The organism is Georgenia sp. G2120, from assembly GCF_055326485.1.
On record NZ_JBUZNL010000001.1, the window covers coordinates 91324 to 105558 of the forward strand.

22 protein-coding genes, 1 tRNA gene and 1 other RNA gene are annotated in these 14235 nt (G+C 71.9%); 3 read left to right on the plus strand and 21 right to left on the minus strand.

Annotated elements, in window-relative coordinates:
- Positions 1 to 88: 88 nt before the first annotated feature.
- Genes moaC through moaA form a run of 6 tightly spaced genes read right to left on the minus strand, consistent with a single transcriptional unit; the run spans position 89 to position 4470 of the window.
- A complete protein-coding gene (gene moaC, locus ACZLMO_RS00535) occupies positions 89 to 565 on the minus strand; it encodes a cyclic pyranopterin monophosphate synthase MoaC (RefSeq protein ID WP_463652577.1) in 477 nt (158 codons plus the stop codon).
- A complete protein-coding gene (locus tag ACZLMO_RS00540) occupies positions 562 to 1836 on the minus strand; it encodes a molybdopterin molybdotransferase MoeA (RefSeq protein WP_463652578.1) in 1275 nt (424 codons plus the stop codon). The genes moaC and ACZLMO_RS00540 overlap by 4 nt, the downstream gene beginning before the upstream one ends.
- The gene (locus ACZLMO_RS00545) at positions 1833 to 2639 is read right to left on the minus strand and encodes a HesA/MoeB/ThiF family protein (protein WP_463652579.1); all 807 of its coding nucleotides are present in this window, start codon (positions 2637 to 2639) and stop codon (positions 1833 to 1835) included. The genes ACZLMO_RS00540 and ACZLMO_RS00545 overlap by 4 nt, the downstream gene beginning before the upstream one ends.
- Positions 2636 to 3058: a molybdenum cofactor biosynthesis protein MoaE gene (locus tag ACZLMO_RS00550; protein WP_463652580.1), complete on the minus strand. Its 423-nt coding sequence runs from the start codon at positions 3056 to 3058 to the stop codon at positions 2636 to 2638. Before ACZLMO_RS00550 ends, ACZLMO_RS00545 begins: the two co-directional genes overlap by 4 nt.
- Positions 3059 to 3062: 4 nt before the next feature.
- The gene (locus ACZLMO_RS00555) at positions 3063 to 3347 is read right to left on the minus strand and encodes a MoaD/ThiS family protein (protein WP_463652581.1); all 285 of its coding nucleotides are present in this window, start codon (positions 3345 to 3347) and stop codon (positions 3063 to 3065) included.
- 1 nt (position 3348) lies between these two features.
- Complete coding sequence (gene moaA / locus ACZLMO_RS00560) at positions 3349 to 4470, minus strand: GTP 3',8-cyclase MoaA (protein ID WP_463652582.1); 1122 nt, start codon at positions 4468 to 4470, stop codon at positions 3349 to 3351.
- Positions 4471 to 4851: 381 nt separating this feature from the next.
- Between moaA and ACZLMO_RS00565 the strand changes: the two genes are divergently transcribed.
- Positions 4852 to 5196 carry a DUF6907 domain-containing protein gene (locus ACZLMO_RS00565; RefSeq protein WP_463652583.1) on the plus strand — a complete coding sequence of 115 codons (345 nt, stop codon included), beginning with the start codon at positions 4852 to 4854 and terminating at the stop codon, positions 5194 to 5196.
- Entirely contained in the window at positions 5193 to 5813 is a 621-nt protein-coding gene (locus tag ACZLMO_RS00570) for a hypothetical protein (protein ID WP_463652584.1), read from the plus strand. Before ACZLMO_RS00565 ends, ACZLMO_RS00570 begins: the two co-directional genes overlap by 4 nt.
- A 392-nt stretch (positions 5814 to 6205) precedes the next feature.
- Here the strand turns inward: ACZLMO_RS00570 and ACZLMO_RS00575 are convergent, their stop codons facing one another.
- The 15 genes from ACZLMO_RS00575 to ACZLMO_RS00645 form a co-directional block, all read right to left on the minus strand.
- Positions 6206 to 6448, minus strand: coding sequence for a hypothetical protein (locus tag ACZLMO_RS00575; RefSeq protein WP_425714343.1), 243 nt, complete (start codon positions 6446 to 6448; stop codon positions 6206 to 6208).
- 549 nt (positions 6449 to 6997) lie between these two features.
- Positions 6998 to 7255 carry a hypothetical protein gene (locus tag ACZLMO_RS00580; RefSeq protein ID WP_463652585.1) on the minus strand — a complete coding sequence of 86 codons (258 nt, stop codon included), beginning with the start codon at positions 7253 to 7255 and terminating at the stop codon, positions 6998 to 7000.
- Between the two features lies 1 nt (position 7256).
- Positions 7257 to 7481, minus strand: coding sequence for a hypothetical protein (locus ACZLMO_RS00585; RefSeq protein ID WP_463652586.1), 225 nt, complete (start codon positions 7479 to 7481; stop codon positions 7257 to 7259).
- Complete coding sequence (locus ACZLMO_RS00590) at positions 7478 to 7828, minus strand: terminase (RefSeq protein WP_463652587.1); 351 nt, start codon at positions 7826 to 7828, stop codon at positions 7478 to 7480. Before ACZLMO_RS00590 ends, ACZLMO_RS00585 begins: the two co-directional genes overlap by 4 nt.
- 486 nt (positions 7829 to 8314) lie before the next feature.
- The gene (locus tag ACZLMO_RS00595) at positions 8315 to 8473 is read right to left on the minus strand and encodes a hypothetical protein (protein ID WP_463652588.1); all 159 of its coding nucleotides are present in this window, start codon (positions 8471 to 8473) and stop codon (positions 8315 to 8317) included.
- The gene (locus ACZLMO_RS00600; RefSeq protein ID WP_463652589.1) at positions 8473 to 9276 is read right to left on the minus strand and encodes a hypothetical protein; all 804 of its coding nucleotides are present in this window, start codon (positions 9274 to 9276) and stop codon (positions 8473 to 8475) included. Before ACZLMO_RS00600 ends, ACZLMO_RS00595 begins: the two co-directional genes overlap by 1 nt.
- Positions 9277 to 9340: 64 nt before the next feature.
- The gene (locus tag ACZLMO_RS00605; protein WP_463652590.1) at positions 9341 to 9553 is read right to left on the minus strand and encodes a hypothetical protein; all 213 of its coding nucleotides are present in this window, start codon (positions 9551 to 9553) and stop codon (positions 9341 to 9343) included.
- Entirely contained in the window at positions 9550 to 9834 is a 285-nt protein-coding gene (locus ACZLMO_RS00610) for a WhiB family transcriptional regulator (RefSeq protein WP_463652591.1), read from the minus strand. The genes ACZLMO_RS00605 and ACZLMO_RS00610 overlap by 4 nt, the downstream gene beginning before the upstream one ends.
- Positions 9831 to 11246, minus strand: coding sequence for a DUF3631 domain-containing protein (locus ACZLMO_RS00615; RefSeq protein ID WP_425714350.1), 1416 nt, complete (start codon positions 11244 to 11246; stop codon positions 9831 to 9833). Before ACZLMO_RS00615 ends, ACZLMO_RS00610 begins: the two co-directional genes overlap by 4 nt.
- On the minus strand, positions 11243 to 11503 hold the full coding sequence (locus ACZLMO_RS00620; RefSeq protein WP_425714351.1) for a hypothetical protein: 261 nt from the start codon (positions 11501 to 11503) through the stop codon (positions 11243 to 11245). The genes ACZLMO_RS00615 and ACZLMO_RS00620 overlap by 4 nt, the downstream gene beginning before the upstream one ends.
- The gene (locus ACZLMO_RS00625; RefSeq protein ID WP_463652592.1) at positions 11500 to 11832 is read right to left on the minus strand and encodes a hypothetical protein; all 333 of its coding nucleotides are present in this window, start codon (positions 11830 to 11832) and stop codon (positions 11500 to 11502) included. The genes ACZLMO_RS00620 and ACZLMO_RS00625 overlap by 4 nt, the downstream gene beginning before the upstream one ends.
- Positions 11825 to 12040, minus strand: a complete 216-nt coding sequence (locus tag ACZLMO_RS00630) for a helix-turn-helix domain-containing protein (protein ID WP_425714353.1) — start codon at positions 12038 to 12040, stop codon at positions 11825 to 11827. Before ACZLMO_RS00630 ends, ACZLMO_RS00625 begins: the two co-directional genes overlap by 8 nt.
- A gap of 76 nt (positions 12041 to 12116) precedes the next feature.
- Positions 12117 to 12359 (minus strand): hypothetical protein, encoded by a 243-nt coding sequence (locus ACZLMO_RS00635; protein WP_425714354.1) that lies wholly within the window; start codon positions 12357 to 12359, stop codon positions 12117 to 12119.
- A gap of 206 nt (positions 12360 to 12565) precedes the next feature.
- Positions 12566 to 13735, minus strand: coding sequence for a tyrosine-type recombinase/integrase (locus ACZLMO_RS00640; protein ID WP_463652593.1), 1170 nt, complete (start codon positions 13733 to 13735; stop codon positions 12566 to 12568).
- Between the two features lie 159 nt (positions 13736 to 13894).
- A tRNA-Ser gene (locus ACZLMO_RS00645) sits at positions 13895 to 13979 on the minus strand.
- A 129-nt stretch (positions 13980 to 14108) separates the two neighbouring features.
- On the opposite strand from ACZLMO_RS00645, the gene ffs reads away from it, so the two are divergent.
- Positions 14109 to 14205, plus strand: an RNA gene (gene ffs / locus ACZLMO_RS00650) — signal recognition particle sRNA small type.
- The last annotated feature ends 30 nt before the right edge of the window (positions 14206 to 14235 follow it).

A 14235-nucleotide genomic window follows, 5' to 3' on the forward strand; every position in this document is an offset into this window, starting at 1 on the left:
ACACGCCCTCGCGCGGGCCTCAGCCTCCGCGTCGTTCGCCCGCCGCGCGCGAGGCGCGCGGCCCGCTCCGTGTCGCCCGGGAGGACCGTCAGCCCTCGGGCCGCACCCAGTCCCCGGACCGCCCGCCGGACTTCGCCACGATCATCGCGTCGCGGATCGCCACCGTGCGGTCGATGCCCTTGAGCATGTCGACCACCGTGAGCGCGGCGACCGTCACAGCGGTGAGCGCCTCCATCTCGACGCCGGTGCGGTCGGCGGTCCGGACGGTCGCACGGATCGCGATCGCGTCGTCGTCGAGGGCGAGATCCACGCTCGCGCCGTGCACGCCGATGACGTGCGCGAGGGGCAGGAGCTCGGGGGTCTTCTTGGCCCCCTGGATGCCGGCGATGCGCGCGACGGCCAGCACGTCGCCCTTGGGGACGCCACCGGCGCGAAGCGCGTCCATCGTCTCCGGGGCGCAGGTCACCGTGGCGGCGGCGGTCGCCTCGCGCACGGTCGGGGTCTTGGCGGTGACGTCGACCATGTAGGCCGTGCCGTCCGCGCGCAGGTGGGTCAGCTCGCTCATGCGCTCCATCCTCGGACACCGAACGCCTCAAGGCGGTCCCCCGTCCGCACACCGTCCACCTCGGCGGGCACGATCGCGAGCGCGTCGGCCAGCGCGAGGGTGGCGGCGAAGTGCGACTTGGCGCCCTGCGGGTGCGGCGGCTCGGCGAGGATCTCCCCGTCCTCCCCGCGGGAGAGGACCACCGGGGCGTACTGGCGCCGGCCCGGGGGCGTCGGCCAGTCGCGGCCGGCCACGACCTCGAACGTCCGCCGGTCCGGGTCCGCGCCGGTGAGCACTGCGAGGAGTGGGCGCACGAGCACGTGGAACGTGACGAACACGCTCACGGGGTTGCCGGGCAGCGCGACCACCGGGACGCGCCGTCCGGTGGAGTCGGCCACCGTCCCGAAGCCCTGCGGCTTGCCGGGCTGCATCGCGACCCCGAGGAAGTCGATGCCGCGAGTCTCGAGGCTCTGCCGCACCACCTCGTGGGCGCCGGCCGAGACGCCCCCGGCCGTGACGACGAGGTCGACCTCGGGCAGCGAGGTATCGAGGGTGGTGAGGAAGGCGTCGACGTCGTCCCGGCTGCGCCCGTGCACGGTCGTCCCGCCCGCCTCGGCGACGAGCCCCGCGAGGAGGAGCGAGTTCGAGTCGGGGATGTGGCCCTCGCCGGGGATCTCGCCCGGGGCGACGAGCTCGTCCCCGGTGGTGACGACGAGGACCCGCGGCCGGCGCGCCACGGTGAGGCTGCTGTGCCCCACCGACGCCGCGGCCGCGACCTGGGCAGGCGCGAGCAGGGTGCCGGCGGTGAGCACCTGGTCGCCCACGGCCACGTCCTCCCCGCGGTGGCGGAGGTAGGCGCCGGCGGCCGGCCGCTCGGACAGGCGGACGCGCGCGGGGGCGGGCCCGGGCCCGGGGGAGTGGTCGGTGGCCTCGACGGGGACCACGGCGTCGGCGCCCTCGGGGATCGGCGCGCCGGTCATGATCCGCTGGGCCGTGCCGGCCGCGAGCGGGGAGCCGACGGCGCCGGCCGCGACGTCGCCTTCGACGGGGAGCTCGAGGGCGTCGTCGGGCAGGTCCGCGAGGTCCGCCGCGCGCACGGTGAACCCGTCCATCGACGAGTTGGTGAACGGGGGGACCGGAGCGAGCGCCTCGACATCGGCGGCCAGCACGCGGCCGCGCGCCTCGCCGAGCGGCACTCGCTCGAGGGTGCGCTCCGGCTGGGCGGCGACGACCTCGCGTGCCGTGTCGAGGATGCGGCCGAGGTGGGTCTCGACGTCGACGAGCGGGCTCATGCGTCCTCCCGAGGGACCGCGTACTCGAGCTGGTCGATCTGCTGCGTGCGCGCGTCCCCGACGAGCACCCGTCCGAAGAGCGGCGACCCGGTCCCGACGATGAGCTTGACGGCCTCGACGGCCTGGGTGGAGGCGACCTGCCCGACGACGGGGCCGAGCACCCCGATCTCGTGGGAGGTCTGCACGGTGCCGGCTGCCGGCGCCTTGGCGTGCAGGTCCCGCAGGCCGAGCGGCCGCCACGGGGCGGGCGGCGCCGTCCAGAACACCGAGGCCTGCCAGATCATCGCCATCACGCTCGCCCACACGAGCGGCTTCCCGTTCGCGGCGCACCAGTCGCCGACCAGGTACTTCGTGGCGAAGACGTCGGAGCACTCCATGACGAGGTCGATGTCGTCGCGCAGCGCGTCGAGCGAATCCGTGGTCGCCGGCCCCATCGGCACGATCTCGATCTCGGAGTTGAGCGCCCGCAGCGCCGCCGCGGCCGAGTCGGCTTTGAGCGTGCCGACGGTGGCCTCGGTGTGGATGAACTGCCGCTGGAGGTTGTTGAGCTCGACCTCGTCGGCGTCGGAGACGTAGATCGTGCCCACGCCCATCGCCGCCAGGTAGAACAGCACGGGCGAACCCAGACCCCCGGTCCCGACGACGAGGATCCGCGCCGCCGCGAGCCGCTGCTGCCCGCGCTCGCCGTAGCCCTCGACGAGCAGCGACCGGCGGTGGCGGTCGTACGCGCCCGGCGGCAGGGGCTCGAGCGGCCGGCCGAGCGGGATCTCGAGCGACGGCAGCGGTGCGGGGGCGGGACTCACGGCAGTTCGCTCCATTCGGTGGATCCGTCGGTGAAGGCCTGGTGCTTCCAGATCGGCACGCGGGACTTGATCTGCTCGATCAGCTCGGCCAGGGCGGCGAACGTCTCGGCGCGGTGCTCGCCCGCGACGGCGGCGATCAGCGCGTGGTCCCCGATCGCGAGGTCGCCCACCCGGTGCTGCGCGCCGACGGCGTGGATGCCGGGCCGGTCGAGGAACTCGTCGACGACCTCGGCGAGGAACCGCGCCGCGTCGGGGTGGGAGCTGTAGGCGATGCCGGTGACGCCGCGGCCGCCGTCGTGGTCGCGGACCACGCCGGAGAACGATGCGACGGCGCCGCAGCGGTCGTCCGCGCACGCCTCGGTTAGGGCCGTCGGGTCGAGCGGGGTGTCGAGGACGTCGGCGGCGACGCGCCGTGCCACGTGCTCAGCCGCCCGCGAACGGGGGGAGGCAGTCGACCGTCGCGCCCGCGGGCACCTCGGCGGAGCCCTCGGTGCGGCGGCCGTCGAGGAGCCAGGTCGCCACGTCGAGGACCTTGCTCAGGCGCTCGTCGGCGCCCTCCCGCAGCGCGGCGACGACCGTGTCGACGGTCGCGCCGGCCGGGACCTCGACCGTGGTGGTGCCCGTGCCGGCCGCCTCCGCGGCGCCGGCGAAGAACCGGACGGTGGTCGTGAGGGTTGTCGTCGTCGTGGGCGTGGCCTCTGTGGTCACGTCAGCCTCCAATGGCGGACATCGTGCGGGACGGGGCGGCGAAGGAGTCGTCGGTGCCGAAGCCGTGGGCGCGGGGCTTGCCCCACATGGCCTCCTGCCAGCGGCGCGAGACGGCGGCGTCGTCGGAGCCGTCGCGGAGCAGGCCGCGCAGGTCGGTCTCGGACGTGGCGAACAGGCAGGAACGGACCTGGCCGTCGGCGGTGATGCGGGTGCGGGTGCAGGCCGCGCAGAACGGCTCGCTGACCGACGCGACGAGGCCGACCGTCCCGTCCGGCAGGCCCGGCGCCGTGACGTCCTCGACCTCGGCGGGGGCGGAGCCCCGGGGGCCGGGCCGCTGGGTGAGGGTGAACCCGGCGTCCGTCAGGGCGTCGCGCAGGTCCTGGGCGGTGACGACCTCGCCGCGCTTCCACGACTCGCGCGGGCCGATCGGCATGTACTCGATGAACCGCAGCTGGTAGCCGCGCTCGAGGCAGAAGCGCAGGAGCTCGGGCGCGTCGTCGCGGTAGGAGCCGGCCTGGGGGACGGCGTTGATCTTCACCGGTCGGATCCCCACGCGGTCGACGGCGTCGAGCGACCTCAGCGCGTCGTGCAGCCGGTCGCGGCGCGCGGCCGCGGCGTACCGCTCGCGGTCGAGGGAGTCGATCGAGATGTTGACGCGGTCGAGGCCGGCGTCGACGAGCGAGTCGATGCGCTTGTCCAGGCCGAGGGCGTTGGTCGTCAGCGCGATGTCCGGCTTGTTCCCGTCGTGGTCCCGCAGCGCCGCGGTGCCCGCGATGATGTGCTCGAGGCCGCGCCGCAGCAGCGGCTCACCGCCGGTGAACCGGACCGTGCGCACCCCCAGGTCGCGCACGGCGATGGTGACGAGGCGGACCACCTCCTCGTCCGTCAGCACGTCCGGCGTGGGGAGCCAGTCGAGGCCCTCGGCCGGCATGCAGTACGTGCAGCGCAGGTTGCAGCGGTCCGTCAGTGAGACCCGCAGGTCGGTGGCGCGGCGGCCGAACCGGTCGGGCAGGCCGCGGGCGCCGGCCGGGAGCGGGGTGCCGGGCGTGGTGCCACGGTCTGCGGCCGACGGCACCGTCGGGACCGGCAGGAGGACGGGCGCCTGCGAGGACTGGGCGGTCATTTCGCCTCCCTCGACGACGACGAACTTCCTGTGCGTGCAGCACCGTCCAATCTATCAACTGTGACCAGCGCGAACAGTGGGGTGCCGCACAGTGACCGGGTCGTGGACGCGGGTCGACGACAGGCGTGGGCACGCGGCGCGGTCGCCCGTCGACGCGGTCCGCCGGGACGTCCGAAGCAGCCCCGTCGCCCCGGCCCCGTACGACCGAACGACGAAACGGCCGGCCCCCGCTGCAGGGGACCGGCCGTTCGCGATGTCCTGGGACGTCACATCGGCGGAGGATGGGGGATTCTCCGGCCAACCATTCGTGACCTGCGACAACGCAGGTTCGTGAAGTGCTGTCCTACTCCGGTCCCGAACCTCTCGGAGGGGACCAAGACCATGCCGACCACCACGACCCGCCCGAAAGTTCCGCCGATCGTCTGCCAGCCCTGGTGTCGCGACGGGGACGGGCACGGCGACGAGGTCCACGTCGACGATCAGCGGTGTCAGTCCGAGGACGACAGCACGGTTCGCAGCCTGGCCCCGATGTGGGATGACGTCCAGGGCGGATGGCACGCCCGGCAGGTGGACGTCTTCTGCTGGGCCGGGCCTCGCGAGCCGGCGGCGGTCGTGCTCTACAGCGTGGCCGATGACGTCGAGCTCCGACTTACGGCCGCCGAGGCTCGGTCGCTGGCCCGGTCGATCGTGGAGACCGCGGACCTGCTCGAGGGGACGGACCGGTGACCACCACGACCTCGATCCCGACGCACCGACCCTGGTGCGACCCCGACGTGTGCACGACCGACGACGGGGTGTGGACGATCCACCGATCCACGCCCGTCAGGCTCTCCTACCGCGGAGGGTCCCTCGAGGCGTATGTCTCCGACGTCGAGAACCACGACGGCGTGGAGCCCGACGAGCCGGTCGGTGTGTGGCTCGAGGGCGGCGCACAGGACGTCATCACGGCCGCGCAGGCACGCGAGATCGGGACCGCCCTGCTCGAGCTCGCCCAGCAGGCCGAGGACGCCGTGGACCCTCGACCGGTCTCCCGCGCCTACGTCGCGGAGGACTGGCAAGGCTCGTGGACGGGCATCGTGGGACCGACCTACCTCGTCGACCTCGAGCCCGGCGGCCTGCCGGACACCGTGCGCCGGACCGACCTCGAGCGGATCGCCGTCGAGCCCGTCGTCGCTCCCGGCCACGCCCCGCACATCGCCCTGCTGGGCGCCTGCGAGAGCGAGGAGCACAACACCGAGCTGACGCTCGACGAGGCGGAGGCATACGCGCACGCCGTCCTGCGCGCCGTCGCCAGCGCACGCGCCCGGGTCGACGAGCTCCGCGCGCCCGTAGCGGGCCGCTGAGGGTCGTCCAGGGGTGTGGGCTCGATCCACTCCCCTGGGCCTCCCTGAGCGGCTCGCAGTGAGTCTCTCGGCGCGTTCCTGCCCTCCCCGCGCGAACTCAGGAGGGTCCGGTCAATCAGCTGCACGAACGGCGTGCGGCCTCACCTGCTCAGGGCCCGAGCGGGTGTCACGGCGAAGCTCGCTCCCGATTCGGGGGCGGGCCGCTCGTCGTGGCCCGACGCGGTAGGGGTGCTGGTCCGTGGGCAAGTTCGGGGGTGACCCGAAGGGTCGGGGGATGCTCAGGGCGAAGAGTGCCCGCAGGGCTCCGCGCCGTTCGGTGACCGACTCTGTGGTGCCGCCGGCCTCCGAGCCTCGCGTTATTCACGGATCCGTTAATAGCGATCCCGAACCCGTCACGGCCAGGTCGTCGGTGACGGCTCTCCGAGGATGTCGAGGACTCGGTCGATCGCCTCACGGCTGCGGGCCAGGTCGTGGTACTCCCGCTCGGACAGCGCCGCCCGGTTGCGCGGCAAGCGCTCGTCGCCCGCGAGCCGCTCGAGCCGCTCGACGACCCGGCGGAGGTCGTAGCTCGCATCGTGGAACGCATCCGGCAGCGGCCTGCGCCGACGCTTGGGCTTCTCTCCCTCGAGGCGCACCCGGTACGCCTGCGTGCGACAGCGGCCCGAGCAGTACCGCGCATCGGCCCGAACAGGATCGAACTCATCCCCACAAACGTCACACGTCACTGGCATGTGACAGATAGTGCCACGGCCCTGCATCCGTCACAAGGGAACACGCCGTGACGGATAGAGTCGGGAGCGTGGTCAAGGACGGTGCCCGCCAGGTTGATCGCGTTGCACCACGTGCTCCCGCTATTACCGGATTCGGTAATAGCGACACTGCCGCGCTTCCAGCGCCCGCTCTCCCGACGCCCCGCGTCGCTCAGCACGAGCGCGGTGGACATCGCGCGGGAGCCGGTGGAGGGCGGTACGGTCCCGAGCATGGCCGACTCGATGACTACTGCCGAGAAAAAGAACTACAGGCCCGAGCCCTGCGCGGTGTGCGGTTCCCGAGTCGTGGTCGTGGGATGGAACGACGTGTCGAGCTTGGCCGACGCCGGCGGTCACTGGCTGCCCAAGCGGAAGTGCACGAACAGGGCGTGCCGCTCCAACGCTGGGATGATGACCGATCCGCGGCCGTAGCGGTCACCGCTCGGGCGGCAGTCCGAAGTGCTCGGTGACGCCACGGTGCAGCGCGCGCTTCTCGTGCAGCTGTCGGGTCATCACGGTCCGGTAGAACATGTCCAGCCGGCCGGCGGGCCATCCGTGCTCAGCGTCGAACTCCTCGAGGGAGGAGCGCCAGGCATCGAACCGGTCCCGCCACGAGCGGCCCGGCCAGTGCGCGGGATCGAAGACGAGCAGCCGGGCAGGGACCCCGCCGATGTCGCGTCGCTTGCGTCGCACGTCAGATCTCCGAGAGGTCGAACGGGCCGTCGGGGACCGGGTACTGGTCCAGCGCCGCCCGGACGTCGGGATCGTCGTGCTCGCGCTCCCACTCGAGTCGACGGTCGAACCACGCCTGGAACCGTCGGTATTGCGTGCCCTGGGGCCAGTCCTCGTCACGGAACTCCCGCAGCTCGACCGGGACGTCGGGCACGAGCCCGCGGTCGGCACGGGTGCGGCGCCTCATCGGGCCACGCTCAGCGATGCCTTGCGGACCCCGGAGCGCTGCTGAGGGAGCCGTCCCTCGCCCTGCTCGTCGTCCAGCGGGATCCGCAGCGACGCCACGAGCTTGGCCAGCGTGACCCGCTGCTGCCGGGCCTCCACGAGCGCCGGGTGCGCGCGCAGCCCCTGCGGGGAGACGTTCGTGACGCCCTCGGCCCTGATGATCTTCTCCAGCTCGGCCAGCGCGTCGACCGTGCGGGCGGCCTCGAGCAGGACAGACAGCTCGTGCTCGGCGAGCTCGAACTCCTCGGTGACCGAGCGCCACAGGCGCCGGCCACCGGCCTTGAGTCCAGGTGGTGTCTTGTGTTCCATGTCGGCGATTCCTTTCAGGAGGGTCGGAAATAGGTCGAATCACTCAGGTCGCGGTCAGGTATCTTGCCTATGCCCGTAGAGGCGAGAGAGGTCTAGGAGGGGCCTCGGTCCCCTGGGTCCTCTGAGGGCGCGGCCGTCGGCCTCCCCGTCGTCGAGCTCGGCGATGGTGGCGGGCTCGGCGGCCTCGACGGTGTGCACGACGCGGGCGAACGCGGCCTGTGTGTGTCCGTAAGGGTCGGGCACGTCGAGGTCGACCTCGTGCGCGTTGCGTATGACCGAGGCGCACGTGCTGCTGGTCTCCGTCGAGGTGGTCGTCGCGGTGGTGCGTGGCTGGTGATCGTGGTGCGCTCGAGCACCTGGTGCTGGCATCCTCGTCGTCCTCGTCCTCGTCCTCGTCCTCGTGGGCGTCGTTGCGGTGGCCGTCCTCGAGGTCGGGCCTCACGCGCGGCCGGTGCGTCTCTCGACCAGCGGCAGCGCGCGAGTGGTCTAGCTGTAGTCGTCCTCGCTGTCCCTGAGACCGAAGAACTTCATCGCGACGAGCTCCTCGGCCGAGCGCTCAGGACGCTCGGCCGCGGGAGGCAGGCCGAGGAATGCCCGTGCGGCCTCGTCGGACACCGGGGTGTTGTCGGGGGCGGGGGTGCTCATCACTGGACTCCGATCGTGGCAGCGGGGATCTGCCCGACACCCCGGGGGATGCGGGTGGAGGGGTTGTCGGGGTGGCGGGACCACTGCTCGTCGATGACGGCCTTCCGGCGCCGGAACTCCTCGGGGGTGCCCAGGGCGAGGGTCCCGTGCTTGCGGAGCTCCCACGCGCGGGTCTGGTTGCCGACGTGCCTGTACCCGTCGAGCTCGGCGTCGAAGATGGCGAGCTTCCGCTCGCGAGGATCGTTCGACCCGGGGTAGCCGCCGACGGTCCCGAGCCGGCCGATGATGTCGGTGACGGCCCCGATCTTCTTCTCGGCCTCGGTGGCGCGCTTCCACTGCTCGGCCGCGTCGCCGCCCTTGCGGGTGACGGCCTCGAGGTCGTCGAGGTCGACGTCGCCGAGGATCTTCGCCGCGTCGTCGAGGGCCTTCGCGGCCGCGTCGAACACGGGTCGCATGGCCTCGATGATCTCGTCGACATGGCTCTTGACCGCGGCCGCCCGCCGGCGGCTGACGTTGCCCTTGATCCTGGCGTGGACGGCAGGGCGGGTGGCGAGCGTCGAGACAAGCATGACCCCGGTGACCTGCTCGGGGTCGATCTTGTCCCCGGCGAGGTAGCTGCCCACGAGGCCGACGAGAGCCTCGTCGGTGGCCTTGCTCTGCAGGGCCTCGAGGTCGGCGAGGGTAGCGCGGCAGGCCTCGTCGATCGTGGTGATGGACTTGGGGAGCTTCACGCCGAGCCGAGACAGGTCCCGCAGGACCTGGTCTGCGGCACGGGTCCGCTCGTTGGTGAGGTCGAAGTTCACGTGCGTTCCTTTCGGTTGGTCCGTCGCCGGTCGGCGACGGAGGTCTGTGGGTCTGGCAGGGGGATCACGACGCCTGTCCCTCGGGGCTCGGGATCAGCTGGTCGCCGCACTTGGTGCAGCGACGCTGCGCGAGGGCCATGCGGCGCAGGGTGACGAGCGCGTAGCGCGGGTGCGCGCAGCCACGGCAGATGTACGGGGCCGGCAGGGGCTCGACGCTGATGTCGGTGTCGGTCACGGGGCTCTCCTCGGTGCGGTGGTCGGTCGTCGTGGTCGTCATGCGGTCCTCCGTCGGGTCTGTCGTCTCTCGGTGGGGGTCAGGCCGCCCCAGACGCCCACGGGCTCGTGGAACGTCAGGGCGTAGTCGCGGCAGCGGTCCAGCAGTGGGCAGTCGGCACACAGCCGGGCGACGAACCGGGCATCGTCGGCGTCCTCGGTCGTCCACAGCGGGTCCGGGATGCGCAGGCACGGCACGTCCTCGGGGTCGAGCTCCGCGACGCGGGCCAGCAGCCGGCCGTGCGCGGCGAGCTGGTCCTCGGTGGCGAGCAGCGGGATCGTCATGCCGCCCTCCCGGTGTCGCAGGACGGGTGTGTGCCGGTGCCGTCGTCGAACGCGAGGGCGGTCCCGCAGACCGAGCAGGTGGTCGAACCGGGTGCCGCCGGTTCCGACGCTTCCGCCGGTGCCTCCGGTTTGATGGGAGGGGTAGTGGCGGAGACCGGCGGACCGGCGGAACGTGACGTCAGAGCCTCGGCAGCGGCCCCGAACTGGTCGCGTCGGTACCCGCGTGGGCTGTCCTTCACTGCGATGTCCTCGCGCGTGCTGCGGATGCCGTAGCCACTGCTGAGCATGCGTCCGAGTCGCTGAGCGGTCAGGGCCTTGCCGTAGCTCGAGCTGTCGCCCCACATGTCGGGGTGCCAGGCGACCAGGGAGTCGACGAGCTCGGTCGTGCGCCAGAACTTCTCCCCCTCGGGCCAGCCCTGGACGATGTGACGCAGCAGCAGGACAGCGGGCTTCTCCACGGCGAGTCCTTCCTCTCGATCTCGGCGGACCTGTTCGACGTCCTCGGCGGCGAGCTCGCGCACGGTCTCGAGCCACCGGCCGCCGGCGGCGTTGGCGACCCGGGCGAGCGGGAGCCACTTCTCTCGGAACCGGCCCACGACGCCGGGCGGGAGCTCGGGGCGCTCGGTGACGTTGGCCGTCACGCCCCACCGGAACAGGCGGTCGCCGAGGTCACGAGCCTCGTCGTCCTTGAGCTCCCAGTCCGATTCCTCGGCCTGTCCGCGCCAGTCCGGCAGGAGCAGCACGCGCACGATCCGGGTCCGGGTGTCGTCGGGCAGCTGGGGCTGGTTGCCGGCCATCGCGACGGGGGCGAACGTCGAGAACTCCTTGGCCTCCCAGCTGCCGCCCTTGACCGGGACGAGCGTCGGCCGGGTGCCGCCGACCTTGTATCCCGAGTTGAGGATCGCGACGATCTCCCCGACGCCGTCCCTCTTCGGGTCGAGCGTCCGGTCGACCTCGTCGAGCAGGACCGTGCGCGGGTCCTCCCCGACCACCCTGGCGAGCAGCGCCGGCGACGAGAGCGACGACGCCTGGATGGGCCGGTACGTGAGCCGCTCGAGGTGCTCCAGGACGGTCGTCTTCCCGGACTCGGGCACCGGAGAGTCGATCTGGAGTCGCGGAGTCGTGTAGAGCCTCGGGGCGACGTGAGTGTGTGCGGCCCACAGGGTCAGCACGTCAAGGTCTCCGGGCTGCATCACGACGATGTGCCGGGCGAGCCACGCCCGCACCTCGTCGAGCAGGGCTCCGCCGGTCTCCGCCGCTTCACCCCCCACCCCCTCATATGAACCGGAGGGAGCGGCGGAACGTGCGGAAGCGGCGGACGTCGACGCGACCTCGAACGGGTCTTCACCGCCGGGGACGTCCTCCGCTGCCGGCTTGTCGAACAGCTCGTAGATGCTCTTCTGCTCGCTCACGAGATCCCCCGATCCGCGAGCAACGCCCGCTGACGAGCCGCACGTTCGTGCTCACCACGACGCTCGGCGGCGAGCGCGAACGGGCCCCGGTCGGCAGCACCTCGAGCTGACGCGACCGCGACCCGCTGGATCGCTGCGAGCTCGGCCTCCTCGAGACGACGACCGACCTCGACCCCGGCCACGTAGCCGGCTTCGAACCACTCGAGCGCGATGGTCTGCGCGCGCGGGGCCATCGCCCACAGGTCTGGCGAGATCACCGAACCACCGCCTCGGGCACGATCCGAGACAGGACGATCCACGCCGCGTCGCCGCGCTCGTCCGCCCTGCGCACCGCGGCCTGCGCGGCCGGCAGATTGAACAGCACGCGCCGGCGGAACCTGTTGTTCTTCGGCGAGTAGAGGACGAGGACGAGCGCGTCGCTGACGTGCTCGACGACGTCGTGCTCGGAGATCGTCGGCAGGGGCGTGGCGGCCGGGCTGACGTCAGCCGCGTCGACTAGGCTTGGGATCGGTTGGTCTGCTTCGCAGTTCTCTCGCTCGCCCCCGGTTGTGCGGCCGGGGGCGGCGGCATGTCTGGGCTCAAGCAACGCGATCACCGCCGCGGTACGTGGTGACCGGCTTGAGCGCCTTCTCGAGGTCGTGAGGGCGGATGCGGATGTTCCGGCCGAATCTCACGGCCTTGAGCTCGCCGCGAGAGATCATCCGGCGGACGGTGTCTCTCGAGGTGCCGAGAATCTCGGCGGACCTCGGGATCGTCAGGAGCTCGTCGTGAAGTCCTGGGGTGGGGCGGGACATGAGAAATGCCTCCTGGGGACGCTGAAAGAGCGCCGTCCACTAGGAGGCATTACCGCGGTGGTGTCGCCACCGCTCGTCATACGCGGGTCAGGATACGCGCAAGGGTGTGCAGATTGATGCGCGACACGCCTTGAGTGCGCACGAGGTCGAGCGCGGTGTCGAGGGCCGACGACGTGGCCCGGACTGTTTCGGAGCAGTACCGGCACTCGAGCGACGTCTGATTGTGCGTCGGCCCAGGGGCGATTGCGGCCTGCCCGGGGAACAGTCCCTCGAGGAGTGGCCGCGCGGCCCGGTTGCGTTCATCGTCCTCGGAGAGCACCCACGTAGACGAGCTCGGCGCGTCAGCGAGGCCCGCGAGGTTCGGGCGCGCCGGTCCACTCGGCGTGTGGTTCACCATGACCCACCCGCTTTCGCGAGGGGCGAGCAGTCGCGCACTAACGTCGGCGGCCGGCGCGAACAGTGCCACGTTGGCTGTCTTCCCCGGGTGTTTTGGGGAGTCGCAGACGATCCACATTGCGGTCACCCTCATCGTCCGTCCCCGATCGTCGCGTTCAGCCGGTCCGTGAGCTCGCGGTCCCGCTGAGCGGTTGAGTGCTGGTAGCGCATCGCGGTCTCGATGTTCCGGTGCCGGCCGCGCCGCTTGAGGTCCTCGAGCGTCGCGCCGGCCTTCCCGTACTCGGTGAGGCCGGTGTGTCGTAGCGCGTGGAAGCGGAACCCGGGACGAACGGCATCCCGGGCGACCCTCCACGCGCGGTCGAACGCGGATTGTGAGATCGGAGCCCGCGAGTCTCGTGGGCTCGGCAGCAGCGGCGCGGTGGGGTCCGGCGCGACGAATCGCTCGACGTGCCGGGCGAGCTCGGGGACGACCGAGGCGGGGACCGCGACGGCTCCCACCGAACCGGACTTCGGCGCCGTGTAGCCGGGCGGGGTCGCCTTGGAGTTCCACTGCCGGCGCACGTGCAGCAGGGTCCTGGTCGGGTCGTCGAGGTGCTCGAAGTCGCGCCGCTGCAGCCCGAGCACCTCACCCTGGCGGAGTGCGCACCACGCGGCCAGCATCACGGCGATGCGCAGGTGCTCCGGCATCCCGGCCGCCATGGCACGGACGTCCGCAGGGGACGCGATGTCCTCGCCGTCGATGCGCTCGACCGTGCGGGCCTCCTTCGGGACGGACACTTGCACGGGCGACTCGGTGAGTCCGCCGGCCCGGGCGGCGACGGCGGCGTGGAACATTGCGCGGACCGTGCGCGCGACGTTCATCCACGGACCGCCGCGCGCCTTCACCTCGTCGATCAACTCGTCGATCTCCGCCGGCGTGATGCTGACGAGCTGGCGGCGTCCGAGCTTCTCGAGCACGTGGACCTTGAGGGTCGAGCGGTAGGACCTCAGAGTGCCCTCGGCCTTGTCGAGCGACTCGAGGCGCTTGAGCCAGTCCTCGGACCATTCCTTGACGGTGAGCGCGTTCAGGCGGGCCAGCTGCTCTTCGTCCCGGATCGTGCGGCGCTGCTCGGCGGGCGGGATGAACACCTGCCGGGCGATCTCGCTCCGAGCGATCTCGAGGGCAGCACGTGCGTCGCCGATCGTCCAGAACGAACCAATCGAGTACTGATGCCCGCGCCACGTAACGCGCGCGCGGAACATGCCGTCGGTGCGCCGGTCGATGCCCCGCGGCAGCTTCTTCGCCGGCTTGCTCGCCATGTGGTCCTCGCTCCGTCCTTGACGGCGTCCTGTCATAGTCCTAATATCCTGCCTATAGGTGCATACTAGTGCCTACTACTGACAACAGGACAGAGGGCCGGAAACGGCGGCGTGGCAACGAAAAACCCCGGACCCTTGCGGATCCGGGGCTTCTCCCTGCGGAGGATGGGGGATTCGAACCCCCGAGGGCTTGCACCCAACACGCTTTCCAAGCGTGCGCCATAGGCCACTAGGCGAATCCTCCTGGGCCGCGGGCCGGAGCTCGCGGTACCGAGGATCCAGCGTACCCGAGCCGACCGGCCCCCTCGCCCCCCTCGGGCGAGGGACGGGCCACAGTCCTCGGCGTCGGGCCCGACGGCTTGTAGACTGCCCGGCAGACCCCCCGTGCGGCGGCATCTCGCTGAACCCCCCCAGGGCCGGAAGGCAGCAAGGGTAGGCGGGCTCTACCGGGTGCGCGGGGGGTCCCTTCATGCCCGGACGCCCGTGCGACGACGCACGCA